We start from the raw sequence: 18,483 nt of genomic DNA, 5'->3' as shown, positions 1-18,483 counted from the left end.
AAAACGGTTCCAGCATTCATGAGGTTACCAGCGCTGGTTAATTTATAATCAGGGTATATCGTCTGACTCAGGGTTTCTGAGTAGGGGGAATATTATGAAACGGCTTTTCTATCTCGTGGACTCCATCGATAGCGTTGAAAGCATCTCTGAAGACCTTCATGAGCAGGGTATTACCGACTGGCGTTTTCATATTTTCAGCAAGGACGAGGCGGGCCTCTATACTCACAGGCTGCATTCCGCCAGTGTGCTCGATAAGACCGATCTGCCCAGGTTTGTTGAGCGGGGGATGATCATTGGCGCACTGTTTACGCTGTTCTTTGTGATACCCATGGCGATCTGGGGCGGGCTTGGCTGGCCTCCAGCGGCCTACGTGGCAATGGGCGTATTTGCGGTCCTTGCCGGTGGCTGGCTTGGCGGATTCGGCGGTATAGGAACAGAGAACTACCGAATCCGAAAATACCACAGCGACATCGAGGCCGGTCGCCACCTGGTGATGGTGGACGTGCCGAAGGCCGACGTGGCACAAATGAAAGAACTGATGGCCCTGAATCATCCGGAGGCCAAGCTCCAGGGTGAAGGCAGCAGCTTCAATAATCCGTTCGCAGCGGCGGATGGCAAGGTGCACGTAGTCCATTAGTCGCAGATTGGGGGGTTACTTCGGTATCTACCTATACGCTGACCGGGGAAACTGACATAGCTTCCCCGGATGTCCGTCGCTTCCTATTCTTATCAGCTCCAGCCTGCCAAGGTGCGCGCTGAATTCTTTCGGCTCTTACCCATCTCGTTGTTTGTGGTGGCGTTTGGTGCTGCCTTCGGCCTGGCCGCGACCCAGAAGGGGCTCCAGCCGCTGCAAGCCATCCTGATGAGTACCACGGTTTTTGCCGGTGCCTCCCAGTTTGCAGCCGTCGACATGTGGGGCAGCGACGTTTCGATCCTGCCCTTGATGGCCGTGGTATTTGCCATCAATTCCCGCCATTTGCTCATGGGCGCTTCGCTATACCCGATGCTCAAGGATCTGTCTCCAGGTAAGCGGTATGGCCTGTTGTTGCTGCTGACCGATGCCAACTGGGCAATCTCGGCTCAGGAATATCAGAGCGGTCGGCGTAATCTTGAGGTGATTCTAGGCGGCGGGCTGGTGCTCTGGCTGGCCTGGATTGTCGGTACCTGGCTGGGTGTCTACTTTGGTGGTTTGTTGCAGGATCCGAAATCCCTCGGGTTGGATATGGTTCTTGGTTGTTTCTTGCTGGCCATGGCGTTGGGCGGGAAAAAATCACCCCGAGTGTTGGTGGCCTGGACAGTGGCGGCCCTTGCCTCGCTCGCCGCCTGGAAATGGCTACCGCCCAATACCCACGTTGTGGTCGGAGCCCTGGCGGGTGGCGCAATCGGGTTCTTCTGGCTTGAGCACAAGCCTGACGCTGCCGAGTCAGAAGTAGAGGGAGAAGGGGAGCGCCCATGACCATTGAAACCACCGCTGCCGGCATTCTGGCGCTCATCGCGATCATGACCGCGGTTACCCTGCTGACCCGCTTTGGCGGCGTTTTCATCATGTCGTTTGTGCGGATCAATCCCCGGATCGAAAGCTTCATCAACACCATGGCCAGTTCGGTTCTGATCGCCATCATCGTGCCCATGGCAGTCAGTGGTGATGCCGGGGCACTCGCGGCCCTGGTGGTCACCGCAGTGACCATGCTTGCCTTGCGCAAGCCTTTACCAGCCATCGCCGCAGGCATTGCGGCGGCCGGGGTAGTGCGTTATCTGGCGTAAGCTGCCGATTCTAAGCGGATTGAAATTTGCTGGTCTGTGACGGCCTGCTGAGAAGCAGGTCGGAGCGGGGTGGGGCTCCCAAAAATGTGCGGAGCCATGGATGGCGGAGCCAAGCGTACAGGGACGTATTTACAGCGTTTTTTGGGAGCCCCACCCCGCTCCGACCGTCTGCCTACTCTGAATCAGAGGACATCGGGTTGGTGTTTCGCAAGGCGAGTTCTCCAATACCGGGAAGCTTGATGCCCAATCCCAGCGGATTAACCCCGAAAGACAAGCCCAGCACATTAAGTTCCAAACCTTCGCGAACGCCCACCAACAAACCAAAGTAGCCCCCGAACGACAACTGATAGCCTGATCCACCCGGAACGGGTGCTGTAACGTGGTCTCCCAGATAGTCCTTGCCAATGGCATGGTTTGGCAGCGCCACCTCCAGCCCTTCGGTTTCCCGGATCACCCAGGCGGTAAAGGTGTTGCTGTTGGGCCCGGGCCAGGCTTCATATTCTGTCGGGTAGGGATAGGACTCCACCGCCTGGTAGATGTCCGGAATCAGCTCTTCCGCTTCTTCACCACGTATGTCCGCATACAGCTCCGGTTTGGCTCCATACCAGTGCCGGTCCGGTTCTCCGGGGCGGGAATTGACCACATAGCTGCGCCAGCCGGTGACCTCGTGAACCTTGTAATGGCTGGCACCTTTTTCCTTGGTGGCGATCCAGGTGTGCACGGCGAAGTAGCCGCGCCAGCTCCAGGCCCGGGCGCCGTATACCTGCACGATGGCCGCCTTGGTTGTTTCCGGTGGTGGTGCAATTCCTGCGCTTGCACGGGTGGCGGTGTGCCAACTTTCCGCGCCCTGCAAACTGCCGCTGGTGGCCAGCAGGAGTGGGCCGGAGAGCAGGAACAGCAGGCCGCCAAGAAACCAGCTGGTGTATTTGAAAAATCGTTTCATGAACCCTGTCCGAAATATGGAAACCACCGGGACCCCGTAAAGAACATGAAGTTCCTTGCCCCCTGGATAATTGTAGTGAACAAATACGCCAGTCGGGAGCGATCAGATGAGCCTGTGAAACCTGTGGTGGTTTGCCGGAGCCCGGCTTCTCTTCTAGTCTCAGTAGTATCACAAATGATCTTTCAGGGAGCCATGTAATGTCTGACCATCACGTGTATAAGAAAGTGGAAATTGTTGGCTCGTCCCAAAAAAGCATTGAAGACGCCATCGAAAACGCGCTTGAAGAGTGTGGCAAAAGTGTTCGTAACATGGAGTGGTTTGAAGTGACGGAAACCCGTGGCCATATTGTTGGGGGCAAGGTGGGCCATTATCAGGTGGTGATGAAAGTGGGCTTCCGTATTGCTGAGAGCTAAAGCACGCGGGTCTTCAACTGGCCCGGATGGCCCGTTGCCGGATTGATGCCGCCAGCTGATTCATCAGGTCTCGGGCTTCCCCCTCATGCAGGCTGTGGCATTTGTCCTGCAGAACCCTCCGGTCGTGGCCGGAAGAGGCGCTGGAAACGTCTTTGAGCAAATCCAGATACTGGCAGGCGGCAAGGTGTGCCTTGATTTCGGCGTCAATCAATCGTGTGACCAGCTCATCTACGGACTGGCTGCAGAATGGGCGGTTCCTGTTCAGCAAATTTCGTGCTTCCAGGGCAGCGTTCCGGGATTCGAGTCTCAGCTCTCCTGCAGCTTCACCCGCTTCTACAGCCCTCAGGAACGTGCCCAGGCGTTCGTACAGTTGCCACACCTGGGGCCAGATCTTACTGTAGGCCTGCATCTCGGTATGGTAGGAGGCTTCTTCAAATGGCGAGGATGCCCCGGCACTTCCGGCACTTCCGGGACGGTTGAATTGCGCTACGCGAATGTCATCCAATTCACGCCAGAGCGTGTCGCACTTCTCGCGCAAGTTTGCCAGTTGGTCCTGGTTGCGGCGCCGGGCCCCAGAAATAAGGCTAAGGGAAATCAGGGCAAGCAGAAAGGCTCCCGCGGAGACAAATAGCGGTAAATTGACTGATGAAAGCATGCGCCAAAGCGCGTCCGTGTCCATGGTATCTAACTCCGTCCAATTCCTGTCTCGGATCTTCAGTATAGAAGCTAATCCTGCCCCTGCTGTCGGAACGGAAGAGCGGATTTTGCATCGTTGAGGTAACCTAACACATGGTCAGCCTCTTCGAGGGTGAAGTTTTCGATAGCCTCCCGGAAGCCCGGGTGCAGAATGCCGTGCCAGGAATGGGTAATGACCGGTTCAAAGCCCCGCACCAACTTGTGTTCGCCCTGGGCGCCGGCGTCAATGTGCTGAAGACCAAGATCCATCGCCAGCTCGATGCCCTGGTAATAGCAGGTCTCGAAATGCAGGTGGTTGTATTCATCGAGGCAGCCCCAGTAGCGCCCGTAGAGGGTGTCTTCCCCGGCAAGAAACAGGGCTCCGGCAATCATCTCGCCCTCGCGGGCGGCCATCACGATGTGCAGGTGCTCCGGTAGGTGCGCCCGCAGCAGTTCGAAAAAGCGTTTGTTCAGGTAAGGACGTTGGCCCCGTTTCAGATAGGTTGCCTGGTAAAACACGTAGAATGTTGAAAGCACATGGTCCGGAATGTCCCGGCCGTGAAAGCGGGCAAAGGAAATGCCTTGCTCAGCCACCTGCCGGCGTTCCTTGCGGATTGATTTACGCTTGCGAGAGTTCAGCGCCCCAAGGAAAGCCTCGAAATTCCGGTAGCCGTGGTTGTGCCAATGGAATTGGCACCCGAGGCGGTGCAGTGCCTGGTCGTGATGGAGCAGCTTCTGGTCATCGGCGTCCGGGAACAGCAAGTGCCAGGAGTGTGCGCCAAGCCTGTCCGTCAGCGTATCCAGCAGGTTGTGGAGCTGTTCCGGTTTGAGCTGTTCGCGTAAGGCCGGATCCAACAGCAATCTGGGCCCGGTGGAGGGCGTAAACGGAATGGCGATCAGCAATTTCGGGTAGTAGTCCAGCCCGTGGCGCTGATAGGCCTCGGCCCAGGCCCAGTCAAACACGTATTCGCCCATGGAGTGGCTTTTCAGAAAAGCCGGCGCCACGCCGACAATCCTGCCGGCCATTCGGAAAACCAGGTGGCTGGGCGCCCATCCGGCGGCTGCCGTGGTACAGCCGGCGTCCTCCAGAGCCTGGAAGAACTCCTGGCGGAGAAACGGGTTGGAGTGCCCCGCCAGCCGTTGCCAATCCCGCTGCGGGATGGCATTGACGCTGGCACAGGTTTCCAGGGTGAGAGAAGACAGTCCGGTTACTGACATGGTTGGAAAGAGCTCCTTGATCTACCCGATACCATACGTCAGAACCCGGCTTCTGATCACCCCTCGTCAATGAAGATCGGGCCTTTGTAAATGTTCTGCAAAGGAAATTGCGCCGAATCAGCAGCTTGCCAGCAGCATGTTAGACTTCAGGCAGCCACGGTGGAGAACAAAGATGCAGAACAGGGTTTTACTGGTCGAAGACGATGACGAACTGCGAGAGCTGCTTGCCCGCTACCTGACCAACCAGGGGTTTACCGTCCGTGAAGCGGCCAATGGCCGGGACGGGCTGGCTCTGGCTTTGGGTCAGCACTGCGACATCGTGGTTCTGGATATCATGCTGCCGGATATCAGTGGCCTTGAGGTGCTGCGAGAGCTGAGAGCGGAAACCCATTTGCCCGTTGTGCTATTGACGGCCAGGGGCGATGAAACCGACCGGATCGTGGGGTTCGAAGTGGGTGCCGATGATTACATTCCCAAACCCTGTAACCCCAGGGAGCTGGTGGCTCGTCTGCAGGCGCTGTTGCGCAGGATTGCCTGGGATCAGAAAACAGAGGTCAATGCTGCCAGGACCTACGGAGATATCAGGGTTGAGCCCGGCCACCGGCGGATTTTCCAGAACGATGAAGTGCTGGATCTGACCGCCACCGAATACGAAGTGCTGCAGGTTCTGCTCGCCCATGCGGGCAGCGTGGTACGAAAAACCGATCTTATGCAGTGGGCCCTTGGCCGAAGGCTTGAGGCTTACGACCGGACCCTCGATATGCACATCAGCAATCTCCGCAAGAAGCTGGGCAATGACGATCCGCCCAGGATCGAGACAGTTCGCGGGCTCGGTTACAGTTACCGGGTGCCAGCATGAAGCGCCGGACCATTTTCCCACTGTTCTGGCGGATTTTCCTCTCGATCTGGCTGGCCATGGCTGTGACTGTGGTGGTCAGCAACCTGGCTACCCGTGTGCTTCTGGATCGTGAAAGGGAGGCCATAGAGCGCCAGGTGGGCCTCAGGGATCTGGCCGAGGAGGCGATAGAAATCCGTGAGTCCGGCGATCGGAGTGAGGCCTGGCGCTTTCTGCGGTCCGAGGGCGAGCGTCTTGAGTTGTACCTCGTTCTGATTGAGCAGGACGAGAACGATGGCAAGCTGCCCTCATTTATCCGTGACAGGATGAATTCGGGCTGGTATCCGCAGAAACCGGCGGTTCTCGATGTTGGTGATGGGTACCGCCTGGTGGCCTGGCCGCGAATTAACGGTGCCGGCTGGCTGGATCCGAAGTTCTTCCGTGCCATAGAACTGGGGCTGGCGTTGATCATGATTTCCCTGGCGTGTTGGTGGATCGCCCGCCTTGTTTCACGGCCGCTTCGGCATATGGAAACGACCGCTCAGGCCATTGCCAGCGGCGATAATTCCCTCAGAGTCAGCAATAAGATCGCCAGGCGCCGGGATGAAGTGGGTCAGCTGGCAACGGCATTCAATGCCATGACGGAGCAGCTATGCAGCCTGCTGGAGCGGCAAAAGCACCTGCTTCGGGACATTTCCCATGACCTGCGTACACCCCTGGCCCGTCAGCGTGTCGCCATTGAACTGGCGATTGAGGACGGCGCGGATGAGGAACTGATGGCCAGCATTCTGCGCCAGAACGAGCGACTCGAAACGATGACGGGCCAGATCCTGGCGTTGTACCGGGTTACCGAGGCTGGCGGGGATATTGAGCGGGAGCCCCTGAAGCCGGTCAAGGTGATTAACCGGGTGCTGCAGGATGCGGCCGATTACGCGGAACATCAGGGTGTTGATTGTAAGCTTGTTGCCTCGCCGGAAAGTGCCGGTACCTCGGTGCTGGGCGATGAGGGGCTGTTACAGCGGGCAATCGATAATATTCTGCAAAATGCGCTGGATCACACGCCACCCGGCAAGGTCGTTAACCTTGCCGTATCTGTGTCGGATGGGTGGCTTGATCTGACCATAGAAGATGAGGGCCCCGGGGTCCCGGAGGAGTTAGTGCCGCACCTGTTCGAGCCATTCTTCCGGGCCGATAAATCCCGGGGTGGAACGGGCTGGGGCCTGGGGCTGGCTATTGCCAGAGACATCGTTTCCGCTCACGATGGCGAGATCACAGCAGCCGTTGGCGAGCCGGGCGGTTTAAGGGTTACGGTTCGTCTTCCGGTGTTTATCCAGGGTTGAATGAAGCAGGTTGCGATGAAAAAAGATTACCCCGTACCGGCAGGATACCTTGAGCGGGAAACGGAAGTGAAGAAAAGTCGTTTCATTGCCCGAGTGGCCCCGGTAAGCTCCCGCGATGAAGTGAAAACCTGGCTGGAGCAGGCCCACAAGGATCATCCGGATGCCCGCCACATCTGCTGGGCCTACCAGATTGGGCGCCCGGGCTCTGCGGCTGAGGCCGCGATGAACGATGATGGTGAGCCATCAGGGACTGCCGGAAAGCCAATATTGAGTGTGATCCAGCACAAGGATATGGGCGACGTACTGGTCATGGTAGTACGGTATTTCGGGGGCATTAAACTCGGCGCTGGAGGCCTGGTGCGAGCATACGCGGGTGCTGCGGAGAGTGTCCTGTCAGCAGTGGGCCGGGTTGTCCAGCAGCCCGTCGTTGATACAAGGGTTACCCTGTCTTTCGCCGATGAGCAGCCTCTTAGACACTGGTGCGAGGTGCATGGTGCGACGCTGGACTCGGTTGATTATGGTTCTCCCGTCCATGCGAGGCTCTCGGTTCCTGAGAATCTGGTCGGGGAATTCGGGGCATTCTGTGATGCCCATAAGCTGGATTACAGTTTTGAAAGGTGATGGATCTGAAAGGCGCCTTCACGCGTCACCTGTGCGTATACTGATTAACAGGAAAATCCTCCATTGAGGGATGAAAACATGATGCGATTCGTGATGTTGTCGATAGTGGCGCTGGCCATGAGTGGTTGTGCCAGCAATGTGGTGACGGATTACAACTCGTCTGTGGTTTTTGGAAACTATTCGTCCTGGGCATTCGCGCCCACAACTGAGGCGGATTCTTCGTCCTTTGTGTCGCTGGATGGCAGCCGGGTAAGGGATGCCATTGAAAGAGAGCTCAATCGAAAGGCCCTGCAGCGGGTTCCGCAAGCGGAGGCCGACTTGCTGGTGAGCTGGCAGATCGTGCCGGAGGAGAGGCTGGAGCAGACCGGGCTGGGCCTTGGATTTGGCTTTGGCAGCGGTAATTTCGGCTGGGCGCTTGCGGCTCCGCCACCTGTCCGTGAAGTTGAAGAGGGCAAGCTGGTGGTGGAACTGGCGGACAGTACGAGCAAAGAGGTGGTCTGGAGGGCTGCCAGTCGTCGTTATCTGAATGAAAACCAGTCCCCGGAAACCCGTCGCAAGCTGATCGACGAAGTCGTAACAGAAATGTTCACCAAGTATCCGCCGGGCCTCGACTGATACATTGAGCTAGACGTAGAAAATCACGAAAACCACGGAGACAGGATGAAAAAGCGATCCGATGGGGGGCTGGTGTTCTCCACCGAGACGGGGCGCATGTGCCCTGGTTGCCGGAATCCGGTAGCCGACTGTACCTGCAGCAAATCCACACAACCTGCCGGCGACGGCATTGTAAGAGTCAGCCGGGAAACCAAGGGGCGCAAGGGCAAGGGCGTGACCCTGATTACCGGCATTCCTCTCGATGAAAAGGCTCTCAAGGCATACGTAAAGACCCTGAAAGCGAAATGCGGTACCGGCGGCACCGTAAAAGACGGCGTGGTTGAAATTCAGGGCGATCAGCGGGACATCCTCGTGCCACTGCTTGAGCAGAACGGCTGGACCGTCAAACGTGCCGGTGGCTGATGGTATAACACGCAATCATTGTGTGCTCAGGCTACAATACGGCCCGCGATAACTATTTCCAGATTTGAAGCTGACCGGAGGCAAGAATGCACATACTGGTTTTGGGTGCGGGCGTTGTTGGCATAACAACAGCCTGGTTTCTGCAAAAGCAGGGGCACCAGGTCACAGTGGTTGACCGACAAAATCAGGCCGGGTTAGAAACCAGTTACGCCAATGGCGGTCAGATTTCGGTGTCCCATGCCGAGCCCTGGGCCAATCCGTCGGCACCCCTTAAAGTGCTGAAATGGCTCACTCAGGCAGATGCTCCCCTGTTGTTCCGGCCGAAGCTGGATCCTGCCCAGTGGCGCTGGGCACTGTCTTTCCTCGGGGAGTGCACCTCTGCCAAAGCAGCCCACAACATTCGCCAGATGGTCAATCTTGGTACCTATAGTCGCAGTCAGCTACAGGCTCTGCGCAAGGATGCCAATGTCCAATACGACCACCTCGAGAAAGGCATTCTGCACTTTTACACCAATCCGGCCGAGTTTGACGGTGCCAAAGAGCCTACCCGGATCATGCAGTCTCTTGGCTGCGACCGGCAGATTATCGATGCTGATCGGGCGGTTGAACTGGAGCCGGCGCTGAAGCCCATCCAGAACCGGATCGCAGGGGCCACCTACACTTCTGACGACGAATCCGGTGACGCCCGTATGTTCACCCAGAGCCTGGCCAGGTGTTGTGCCGAGGCCGGTGTGGAGTTCCGATACAGCACCCAGATCCTCCGCTTCGAAAAGGCAAGCGAACGTGTGCTGGGCGTTCAGACCCTGACCGATGGGCGCCACGAGACCCTGCGGGCCGACGCCTATGTTTTGAGCCTTGGTAGCTACAGTGCCGCGTTGGCCCGACAGCTTGGGATCTTCCTGAATATCTATCCGGCGAAGGGCTATTCCATCACCGTACCGGTCAGGAATGAAGAGGCGGCGTTCAAGGTCAGCCTTACCGATGATGAATACAAGCTGGTCTACTCACGCCTTGGCGACAGGATTCGTGTGGCGGGCACGGCGGAACTGGGCGGCTACAGCCGAAACCTCAATTACACCCGCTGCCGCGCCATCGTGCGGAGGACGGCCGAGGTAATGCCAGAGGCGGGCTATTGGGACCAGGCCGAGTTCTGGACCGGCTTGCGCCCGGCCACTCCCTCCAATGTCCCCTACGTCGGCAAAAGCCACTTCGCAAATCTGTACCTGAATACCGGACACGGCACGCTGGGGTGGACCCATTCCTGTGGGTCTGCAGCTGCGCTGGCGGATATCATTGAGGGGCGCAAGCCGGAAGTAGACTTCACGTTTTCCGGGTTATAAGACAGGTTTGATAAAAAGGGGTCAGATGACAGTCTTCACCTGACCCGTCTTCACCTGTTTATGACTCCAGGTCTGTTACTTCAGCTGATCCCGGATCAGCTTCTTGTTGATCTTTCCAACACTCGTCTTCGGGATATCCTCAACGAAATCAATATGTCCGGGGATCGCCCACTTGTTGATCTCGCCACTGTCCACGAACTGCTTCAAATGGTTCTGAATGTCCTCAACACCGGCACTTTCACCGGGCTTGAGGGTAACCAGCGCGTGAGGACGTTCGCCCCATTTTTCGTCGGGTACGCCGACCACCGCAGCGCCGGCAACAGCCGGGTGCTGGCTGATCAGGTTCTCCAGGTCCAGTGAAGACAGCCACTCGCCTCCGGTCTTGATCACGTCCTTGATGCGATCCTTGATGGTGATGGTGTTGTCCGGCTCCATGGAAGCCACGTCTCCGGTATGAAGCCAGCCGCCTTCCCAGAGCTCCTTGCCCTTCTCAGGCTCCTTGAAGTAACCCTGGGTCAGCCAGGGGGCGCGGGCCACGATTTCGCCCTTGGCCTCGCCATCATGAGGCACCGGGTTGCCTTCGGGGTCCACGATTTCCAGCTCAACCATGGGCGTCGCAATGCCGGTCTTTACCCGGATCGAGGTTTGCTGCTCAAGAGGCAGCTCCATGTCTTCCGGCTTGAGGTGGGAGGCGCAGAGCAGCGGGCAGGTTTCAGACATGCCGTAAGCGGTGTACATTTTGATTCCAAGCCTGGCCCCTGCATCGCATAGGCCTTTGGTCAGTGCGCTGCCGCCAATCAGGACGTGCCAGTTGCTCAGGTCTGCGGTCTTGATGGATTCGGTGGCCATCATCATCTGCATGATGGTCGGTACGCAGTGGGAGAAGGTGACCTTATGCTCTTTCAGAAGGTCGACCAGTAACTCGGGTTCATAGCGGCCTGGATACACCTGTTTGATGCCCATCATGGTGGCGGCATAGGGCACGCCCCAGGCATGAACGTGGAACATGGGGGTCACTGGCATGTAAACCGACGAGGAACGCATGAGTGGCATCTCGTCGAATGAAGCCACTGTGCCTGTCATTGCCAGGGTGTGCAGCACCAGCTGGCGGTGACTGAAGTAAACGCCCTTTGGATTACCGGTGGTACCGGTGGTGTAGAAGGTGGTTGCGACGCTGTTTTCGTCGAAGTCCGGGAAGTCGAACTGGTTGGCGGCCTTTTTCAGCAGACTCTCATATTCACCGATGGCATTTACAGAGGTTGCCTGTGGCGCTTCACTGTCGGTCAGCTGGATCCAGGTCTTGACCGTTTTTATCTCTTCTTTGACGCCCTCGATGATCGGGAGGAAGTCGTCGTGCACCAGGACAACGTCATCCTCGGCGTGGTTCATGGTGTAAACAATCTGTTCCGGGGACAACCGGACATTGACGGTGTGCAGAATGGCACCAATCATCGGAATGGCAAAGAAGCACTCGAGGTAACGAGGAGTGTCCCAGTCCATGACAGCCACGGTATCACCCGCCTGCACGCCGGCATCTGTCAGCGCGTTGGCCAGTCGGTGGATTCGGTCGACCAGATCGGTATAGGTGTACTTGCTGCGGTTGGCGTACACGATTTCCTGGTCCGGGTTGTAGCGGGGACCGGAGAGCAGGAGTTGCTTGATCAGCAGCGGATACTGATAGGCGTTGTCAGCCGGCGATAAAATGCGGGTCTGTGCCATTGCTCATTTCCTCTTTCCCAGTTGTTGATGTTATCGCGAGAAACAGGATAAATCTGACACAGATTGGGCGAAACAGGAACCATGGAAAGTGAAAAAAATGCAGAGCGAACCGATGCTTAGGTAAAAGCTTTGTTTCGCTCTGCGATCTGGTCTGTTACTGGTAGGTACAGAGGTAGGCGGTATCGATATCGGTTTTGGCCTTGAAGCTGGCCTGGCCTGCAACGTCAAAGCTTTCACCGGCGCCGTAGGTCATCCATTCTTCCATCCCCGGAAGCAGAACCGTCAGGGCGCCGCTGATCACCGTCATGGTTTCTTTTTTGCTGGTGCCGAACTCGTATTCGCCCGGGCTGATCACACCAACGGTGGCTGGCAGGGTAGAGGTCTGGAAGGCAATGGACTTGGCCTTGCCGTCGAAATACTCATTTACTTTCAGCATATGCTGGGCTCCTCGAAAAGGTTTGGGGGCCTACTATACGGCAAAACTCTTCAAGTCCAATGACAAAATGCCGGCCAGTATCAGGTTACGCCGATTCACTGGTCCCAGGGTTTGCCTTCGGTCTCTACCATCGTACTCACGCCTATGTGCATGGCAGCTTTGGCCAGAATATTCGCGCTCACAGGCGCTGTCATGAACAGAAACACGGTAATCAGGATCTCCGCAATGCCGACGCCCTCGCCCCTGGCGCTGAAATAGATCACCGAGCTGAGCATGATGGCGCCCACGCCAACGGTCGTGGCCTTGGTCGGCCCGTGAAGGCGGGTGAAAAAGTCTGGTAGCCGCGCCAGGCCAATGGCGCCAATCAGGGTAAAGGCGCCCCCCAGTAGCAGCAGGGCAGAAATGAGAGTTTCCGCGATGGGGCTCATGGTCAATGTCCTCCACGAGATGATTGGTTGGGGGCGGTGCTATTCAATGACGCTGCCCCGTTTCAGGTATTTGGCCATGGCCACGGTTCCGACAAAGCCCATGACAGCGATAAGCAGAGCTGCCTCCAGGTACATTCGCGTTCCCAGTGTGATGCCGAGCAGGATAATCAGGGCAATGGCGTTGATATAGAGCGTGTCCAGTGCCAACACCCGATCAGGTGCGTCCGGGCCCTTGATCAGCCGGTAGACGTTGAGCAGGGCAGCCAGGATAACCATGGCAATGGTGATGTAGAGGGTGACCGTTATCATTGGAACATCTCCATCAACAGCTTCTCGTAGCGGTTGTGTATGGCGTCAATGACCTCCTGGTCGCTCCCGGCGTCAAGCGCATGGATCAACAGGGTTTTGTTGTCATCACTGACATCCGCGCTTACGGTTCCCGGCGTCAGCGAAATGGTGCTGGCAAGCATGGAAATGGCCAGAGGATGCTCAAGCTTCAGCGGATAACAGACGAAGATGGGCCTCGGCTGGCGCGGGCTCAGGATCAGGCGGGCCACCGAGAAGCTGGCAACCACAATATCCTTGAGAACGATCGCCAGATAGGCTGGCATGCGCCAGGCTTTGACGAAGGCCGGGCGTTCGGGCCAGAAGCCGGCGGTCAACTGAGGTATCAGCCAAGCCAGAATCAGCCCCAAAACAATGCTGCCTCCAGATACGCCATCACTGAGCATTTGCCAGGTAGTGAACAGGATCAGGCTCAACCAGGGTTGTGGAAAACTCAGGCGATCAAGCATCAGTTATCCTCCCCGACCATGGGGGTCTGCAAGATTTCGATGTAGGCGTCAGTATCATACAATTGGGCTGCTGTCGCATCGGTATAGCGTGTGATTGGTCCGGCCAGGGCCACCATCACAACTGCGAGGGCGGTCAGTGCTCCGGCTGCAACAGAGATTCGGCCATTGAGCGGGTCGGGCGTTTCCAGGTGGCCGTCTACGGTTCGCCAGAAAACAATGCTCCCTGCGCGGCTATAGGCAATGACAGTCAGGAAGCTTCCGATCAGAATCACTGACCACAGCCAGGCCATTTCGGTTCCCGGCTCAACGGACTGCAGGATCAGCAACTTGCCGAAGAAACCACTCAGGGGCGGCAGGCCGGCTGCGGCAACAGCACCAATCAGGAACAGAACACTCAGGAACGTACGATTTCGCATCCGTGGGGCGGTGATGATCCGGTCGTCGGCAGTGCCCCTCTGATTGGCCACCAGCTCCGCGACAAGAAACAGCCCGCCAACGGTCCAGGTGGTACTCAGCAGGTAGAACAGGGCGGCTGAAAGACCGGCCTCGGAACCCAGAGCCACCGGTGCCAGCAGTGTGCCCACCGAAATGATCACCTGCCAGGCGACCAGTGTCTTCAGGCTGCCGGAACCCAGAGCGCCGATAACACCCATAGCCAGGGTGGCGAGGGCAATCGGGAACAACCAGTCCATCCCGAGGTTGGCCAGTTCGCCAGCATTGTCGCCAAATATCAGCAGATAAACCCTCAAAATGGCGTAAACGCCGACTTTGGTCATCACTGCGAACAGGGCAGCGACTGGGGCTGTGGCTTTCGAATAGGCGCGTGGCAGCCAGAAACACAGGGGCAGAATGGCGGCTTTCAACCCGAACACCACCAGCAGCATCATGCCGCCGGCCTTGACGATATTCAGGTTTTCACCGGAGACCTCGGGAATTTTGACCGCAAGGTCGGCCATGTTAAGGGTGCCGGTGACGCTGTAGATCATGCCGACACTGATCAGGAATATCGCGGAGCCAACCAGGTTCAGCACGACATAGTGCAGGCCCGGAACAGTCCTTACCGTCCCTCCGCCATGCATCAACAGGCCGTAAGAAGCTATGAGCAGCACCTCGAAGGCGACAAACAGGTTGAACAGGTCGCCGGTGAGAAAGGCAATGTTCAGGCCCATCAGCTGGAACAGGAACAGCGCGTGGAACTGGCGGTTGCCTTCATCGGCGCCACCGATGGCGTAGAGGTGGCAGAACAGGGCCAGAACAGCGGTCAGGATCAGCATCAGGGCGGCAAGCCGGTCCAGAACCAGGACAATGCCAAACGGCGGCTGCCAGTTTCCGAAGGCGTAAATCCGGTAGCTGCCGTCGTCTGCCAGCACCAACAGTATGATGGCCGAGACCAGCATCAGAACGGTGGTGGCCAGGGCCAGCGTGCGGCGCAGGCTGATGGGGGCGTAACCCATCAAGGCCTGCAGGATGCCACCGAGCAGAGGGATCAGAATAGGAGCGGTAAGCCAGTGGTTCATTTACCGGTTACCTCCTCTTCTTCCTCGGGGGCAGGTGATTTATAGGGTTTCTGGCCATCCACATGGTCGTCCTCATTATCCGCCAGATTTCGCAGTGACAGCACAACAACGAAAGCGGTCATGGCGAAGCCGATCACAATGGCTGTAAGCACCAGCGCCTGGGGAAGTGGGTCGGAATAGTTTGCCGCTGTACCGATAACAGGTTGCTGCCCCGTTGCCAGCCGGCCGCTGGAAAACAGAAAGAGGTTCACTCCGTAGGACAGCAGGGTAAGGCCCACCACCACAGGGAAGGTGCGCGCCCGTAAAACGAGGTAAACGCCGGATGCTGTCAGGGCGCCGATGACCAGTGCGAAAACAAGCTCCATTACGCACTCTCCTTTTTACTCTTGATGGCGGAGTGAGGTGACAGCCGGCCAATGCTCACCAGGGCAAGCAAGGTGGCTCCGATAACCGTCAGGTAGACGCCCAGGTCAAAGACCATGGCGGAAGCGACCTCAAATTTACCGACTACGGGCCAGGTAATGTAACCGAAGGTTGAGGTCAGGAACGGATAGCCGAACGCGAAGCTGCCGGCACCGGCGATGGTGGCGAACAGCAGGCCCAGGCCGATGACGTTGTGGTAGCGGAGGGGAATCCGGTCCTGAGTCCAGATCATACCGCTGGCAATGTATTGCAGAATCAGCGCGACTGAGGTGATCAGGCCGGCGATAAAGCCACCGCCTGGCATGTTATGGCCCCGCAGGAAGATGAAGGCCGACACCATCAGTGCCAGTGGCAGCATCGGGCGGGCGATCTGTCGGAGCATCAGGGGGTAGGCATCACGTGTCCAAGGATGGCCCTGGCCATCGCCCGGTGGTGGTGTCAGGGCAGTGTGCTTGAGCATGGCGTAAATGCCCAGGGCTGCGATGGCCAGAACGGTGATCTCGCCCAGGGTATCAAAGCCACGGAAGTCGACGAGAATGACGTTAACCACGTTGGTGCCACCACCGCCCGGCTTGCTGTTTTCCAGGAAGAAATCCGAGATGGAAGTGAAGGGCTGAGTCAGCATGGCGAGGGTGACCAGTGTCATGCCGGTTCCCGCTGCCAGAGCAATGACAATGTCGCGAAACCGCCGCCCATTGGAGGTTTCGACGGGGGTCCAGGACGGCATGTAGTACAACGCGAGCATCAGCAGAACAATGGTGACCACTTCCACCGACAGCTGTGTCATCGCAAGGTCTGGCGCCGAGAAGCGGGCAAATGCCAGGGCCACAATCAATCCAACCACGCTCAGCAACACCAGTGCGTAGAACCGCTCTCGATGCATTACGGCGGTGGCGATGGCGCAGAGAATCAAAGTGCCGGCCAGGATGGCGGTGGGCCAGTCCACAGGGCTGAACCCGCTCTCCCCGATAAATATCCCGAGGTTGATGAGCGGCAAGGCAGCAACCGCAATTACACTGACGACCAGCAACATCGCATAACGCTGGAGGGAGCCGTTTTCCACCCGGGCGGTGAACCGGTTGGCGAGATCCACAATCCGGGAAATGATCGCCTCAAACACGGCCTTCTCGTCAATCTCCCGGAACCGGGCGTGGAAGTTGAAGAAGCGCTGACGCTGACTGTACATAAGCAGGCCACCGAAAAACGCCACAAAGCTCATCAGCAGGGGAAGATTGAAGCCGTGCACAATCGCAAGCTGGTAATCAGGCACGTTCCCGCCCAGGGTGGCCGATGCGGCCATGTACAGAAGCGGGCCAACGGATACTGCCGGGAATATCCCGACCATGATACAGGCAAACACGAGGATCTCGACCGGGAACTTCATGTAACGGGGTGGCTCGTGGGGCGGATAGATCGGCAGATCGACAGGCTTGCCGTTAAAGAAAACGTCATGGATAAAGCGTGCGGAATAGGCGACGGCGAAAATTCCCGCAAGCGTTGCCACAATCGGAGGTAGCCAGGCCCAGAGTCCGGGCAGATTTAATTGCAGGGCTTCCGCGAAGAACATTTCCTTGCTCAGGAACCCGTTTAGCAGCGGAACACCGGCCATGGAAGAGGCGGCAACCATAGCCAGAGTAGCGGTGTGCGGCATATACCGCCACAGCCCGTTGATACGGCGCATGTCCCGGGTGCCGGTCTCGTGGTCGATGATTCCGGCGGCCATGAACAGGGAGGCCTTGAAGGTGGCGTGGTTGATCACATGGAAAACCGCGGCAACGGCGGCAAGTTCGGTGCCCATACCGAACAACAGGGTAATCAGTCCCAGATGACTTACGGTGGAATAGGCCAGCAGGCCTTTCAGATCATGCTTGAACATGGCGATGTAGGCGCCCAGAAGCAGCGTAGCCATGCCGGTAAAGCTGACCATATAGAACCACTGCTCGGTTCCCGCCAGTGCCGGGTATAGCCTCGCCATGAGAAAGATACCCGCCTTCACCATGGTGGCAGAGTGCAGGTAGGCAGAAACCGGCGTGGGTGCCTGCATCGCGTGGGGCAGCCAGAAATGGAACGGGAACTGGGCGGATTTCGTGAACGCGCCCAGCAGAACAAGGGTCAGGGCAACCGGGTACAGGGCGTGTGCCTTGATCTGGTCGCCGGCCGCCAGTACATCGTCGAGCTCAAAGCTGCCAACAATGTTGCCGATGATCAGTATGCCGGCGAGCAGGGCCAGACCACCACCACCGGTCACAGCAAGCGCCATACGGGCACCTCGCCGGGCGTCCTGTTTGTGGGTCCAGAAACTGATCAGCAGAAACGATGTCAGGCTGGTCAGCTCCCAGAAGATCATCATCAATAGCAGGTTGCTGGAGAGCACAATGCCCAGCATCGAGCCCTTGAAACACAGCAAAAGCGCGTAGAACTTGCCTACATTCTCGTGGGCTTTGAGATAGTAGCGGGAGTAAAGGATGATCAGCAGCCCGATAATCAGTATCAGCAGGGCAAACAGCAGGGATAGCCCGTCCAGCCTGAAACTGAAAGAGAGGCCGAGGGCCGGCAACCATTCATAGCTGTGCAGAACCACTCCGCCGTCAGCCAGGGTTTGCCAGTGAGGATAGAGGGCTGCCAGGGCAATCAGTGCGGGAACCGACGACGCTATGGCAATCGCCGTTCGACCGCCCTGGGCGAACAGGGGTGCGGCCAGGGCGCCCAGAAAGGGCAGTAAAACAACCAGCGGTAGCGACATCGCAACCTCGTTATTGGTTTTTTTTCTAAGTGAGTATCAGAGGCATGTTTGCCAGAGTTTAGTCTCCTGCCAGCATCCCTGCATAATGTGTTCCGGTGCCATTACGGAGGGGGCGGTGAGGTGGATCAGCAGGAAGCGGGCGGGTCCGGGAAGTACGGAAGACGTCCCCGATGCCGCGCGATGTCAGCGGTAACAGGTGGGCGGATAGTGCTATTGCAGCCGAAGGACCTTGCGGTCATGGTTGCTCCGTCAGTAAA

Annotated in this window: 21 protein-coding genes; 10 read left to right on the top strand and 11 right to left on the bottom strand. The window is 57.7% G+C overall.

All coding sequences use genetic code 11. The features are described from left to right. Window positions 1-94 precede the first annotated feature (94 nt). The 3 genes from CLH62_RS05150 to CLH62_RS05140 all read left to right on the top strand — a co-directional run bounded on the left by CLH62_RS05150 (window position 95) and on the right by CLH62_RS05140 (window position 1,764). Window positions 95-637 carry a hypothetical protein gene (locus CLH62_RS05150; protein ID WP_099617047.1) on the top strand — a complete coding sequence of 181 codons (543 nt, stop codon included), beginning with the start codon at window positions 95-97 and terminating at the stop codon, window positions 635-637. Between the two features lie 69 nt (window positions 638-706). After that, window positions 707-1,456: an AzlC family ABC transporter permease gene (locus CLH62_RS05145; RefSeq protein WP_099617046.1), complete on the top strand. Its 750-nt coding sequence runs from the start codon at window positions 707-709 to the stop codon at window positions 1,454-1,456. Beyond that, window positions 1,453-1,764: an AzlD family protein gene (locus CLH62_RS05140; protein ID WP_099617045.1), complete on the top strand. Its 312-nt coding sequence runs from the start codon at window positions 1,453-1,455 to the stop codon at window positions 1,762-1,764. The genes CLH62_RS05145 and CLH62_RS05140 overlap by 4 nt, the downstream gene beginning before the upstream one ends. Window positions 1,765-1,936: 172 nt before the next feature. Here CLH62_RS05140 and CLH62_RS05135 read toward each other — a convergent pair whose 3' ends face one another. Next, on the bottom strand, window positions 1,937-2,707 hold the full coding sequence (locus CLH62_RS05135; RefSeq protein ID WP_099617044.1) for a DUF3750 domain-containing protein: 771 nt from the start codon (window positions 2,705-2,707) through the stop codon (window positions 1,937-1,939). A gap of 197 nt (window positions 2,708-2,904) precedes the next feature. On the opposite strand from CLH62_RS05135, the gene CLH62_RS05130 reads away from it, so the two are divergent. Continuing rightward, complete coding sequence (locus tag CLH62_RS05130) at window positions 2,905-3,120, top strand: dodecin (RefSeq protein WP_099617043.1); 216 nt, start codon at window positions 2,905-2,907, stop codon at window positions 3,118-3,120. Window positions 3,121-3,133: 13 nt separating this feature from the next. Here CLH62_RS05130 and CLH62_RS05125 read toward each other — a convergent pair whose 3' ends face one another. Both CLH62_RS05125 and CLH62_RS05120 read right to left on the bottom strand, forming a co-directional pair. Beyond that, window positions 3,134-3,799: a hypothetical protein gene (locus CLH62_RS05125; RefSeq protein WP_099617042.1), complete on the bottom strand. Its 666-nt coding sequence runs from the start codon at window positions 3,797-3,799 to the stop codon at window positions 3,134-3,136. Between the two features lie 47 nt (window positions 3,800-3,846). Beyond that, a complete protein-coding gene (locus tag CLH62_RS05120; RefSeq protein ID WP_099617041.1) occupies window positions 3,847-5,013 on the bottom strand; it encodes a GNAT family N-acetyltransferase in 1,167 nt (388 codons plus the stop codon). Window positions 5,014-5,185: 172 nt separating this feature from the next. Here CLH62_RS05120 and CLH62_RS05115 point away from each other — a divergent pair, with 172 nt between their 5' ends. The 6 genes from CLH62_RS05115 to CLH62_RS05090 all read left to right on the top strand — a co-directional run bounded on the left by CLH62_RS05115 (window position 5,186) and on the right by CLH62_RS05090 (window position 10,166). Further along, window positions 5,186-5,872 carry a response regulator transcription factor gene (locus CLH62_RS05115; protein WP_099617040.1) on the top strand — a complete coding sequence of 229 codons (687 nt, stop codon included), beginning with the start codon at window positions 5,186-5,188 and terminating at the stop codon, window positions 5,870-5,872. Next, window positions 5,869-7,188, top strand: coding sequence for a sensor histidine kinase (locus CLH62_RS05110; protein ID WP_099617039.1), 1,320 nt, complete (start codon window positions 5,869-5,871; stop codon window positions 7,186-7,188). Before CLH62_RS05115 ends, CLH62_RS05110 begins: the two co-directional genes overlap by 4 nt. A 15-nt stretch (window positions 7,189-7,203) precedes the next feature. Continuing rightward, window positions 7,204-7,809 carry a YigZ family protein gene (locus CLH62_RS05105; RefSeq protein WP_099617628.1) on the top strand — a complete coding sequence of 202 codons (606 nt, stop codon included), beginning with the start codon at window positions 7,204-7,206 and terminating at the stop codon, window positions 7,807-7,809. A gap of 78 nt (window positions 7,810-7,887) precedes the next feature. Then, complete coding sequence (locus CLH62_RS05100; RefSeq protein WP_099617627.1) at window positions 7,888-8,424, top strand: DUF4136 domain-containing protein; 537 nt, start codon at window positions 7,888-7,890, stop codon at window positions 8,422-8,424. Between the two features lie 45 nt (window positions 8,425-8,469). Continuing rightward, window positions 8,470-8,826, top strand: coding sequence for a translation initiation factor Sui1 (locus tag CLH62_RS05095; protein ID WP_099617038.1), 357 nt, complete (start codon window positions 8,470-8,472; stop codon window positions 8,824-8,826). 86 nt (window positions 8,827-8,912) lie between these two features. Further along, entirely contained in the window at window positions 8,913-10,166 is a 1,254-nt protein-coding gene (locus CLH62_RS05090) for a D-amino acid dehydrogenase (protein WP_099617037.1), read from the top strand. Window positions 10,167-10,241: 75 nt separating this feature from the next. Here the strand turns inward: CLH62_RS05090 and CLH62_RS05085 are convergent, their stop codons facing one another. The 8 genes from CLH62_RS05085 to CLH62_RS05050 form a co-directional block, all read right to left on the bottom strand. Next, window positions 10,242-11,885, bottom strand: a complete 1,644-nt coding sequence (locus CLH62_RS05085; RefSeq protein ID WP_099617036.1) for a fatty acid--CoA ligase — start codon at window positions 11,883-11,885, stop codon at window positions 10,242-10,244. A 154-nt stretch (window positions 11,886-12,039) separates the two neighbouring features. Continuing rightward, the gene (gene ppnP, locus CLH62_RS05080) at window positions 12,040-12,321 is read right to left on the bottom strand and encodes a pyrimidine/purine nucleoside phosphorylase (RefSeq protein ID WP_099617035.1); all 282 of its coding nucleotides are present in this window, start codon (window positions 12,319-12,321) and stop codon (window positions 12,040-12,042) included. Window positions 12,322-12,416: 95 nt separating this feature from the next. Further along, window positions 12,417-12,749, bottom strand: a complete 333-nt coding sequence (locus CLH62_RS05075; RefSeq protein ID WP_099617034.1) for a Na+/H+ antiporter subunit G — start codon at window positions 12,747-12,749, stop codon at window positions 12,417-12,419. Between the two features lie 39 nt (window positions 12,750-12,788). Continuing rightward, window positions 12,789-13,058 (bottom strand): K+/H+ antiporter subunit F, encoded by a 270-nt coding sequence (locus tag CLH62_RS05070; protein WP_099617033.1) that lies wholly within the window; start codon window positions 13,056-13,058, stop codon window positions 12,789-12,791. After that, window positions 13,055-13,543 carry a Na+/H+ antiporter subunit E gene (locus CLH62_RS05065; protein WP_099617032.1) on the bottom strand — a complete coding sequence of 163 codons (489 nt, stop codon included), beginning with the start codon at window positions 13,541-13,543 and terminating at the stop codon, window positions 13,055-13,057. The genes CLH62_RS05070 and CLH62_RS05065 overlap by 4 nt, the downstream gene beginning before the upstream one ends. Then, on the bottom strand, window positions 13,543-15,060 hold the full coding sequence (locus tag CLH62_RS05060; protein ID WP_099617031.1) for a monovalent cation/H+ antiporter subunit D: 1,518 nt from the start codon (window positions 15,058-15,060) through the stop codon (window positions 13,543-13,545). Before CLH62_RS05060 ends, CLH62_RS05065 begins: the two co-directional genes overlap by 1 nt. Next, a complete protein-coding gene (locus CLH62_RS05055) occupies window positions 15,057-15,425 on the bottom strand; it encodes a Na+/H+ antiporter subunit C (RefSeq protein WP_099617030.1) in 369 nt (122 codons plus the stop codon). Before CLH62_RS05055 ends, CLH62_RS05060 begins: the two co-directional genes overlap by 4 nt. Then, window positions 15,425-18,226, bottom strand: a complete 2,802-nt coding sequence (locus CLH62_RS05050) for a monovalent cation/H+ antiporter subunit A (RefSeq protein WP_099617029.1) — start codon at window positions 18,224-18,226, stop codon at window positions 15,425-15,427. The genes CLH62_RS05055 and CLH62_RS05050 overlap by 1 nt, the downstream gene beginning before the upstream one ends. Window positions 18,227-18,483: the final 257 nt, after the last annotated feature.

Source organism: Marinobacter guineae (assembly GCF_002744735.1).
In the GTDB taxonomy this organism is placed as follows: Bacteria; Pseudomonadota; Gammaproteobacteria; order Pseudomonadales; family Oleiphilaceae; genus Marinobacter; species Marinobacter guineae.
The sequence above is the reverse complement of the archived record's forward strand: the minus strand, read 5'-3'. Positions and strand labels throughout refer to the sequence as shown.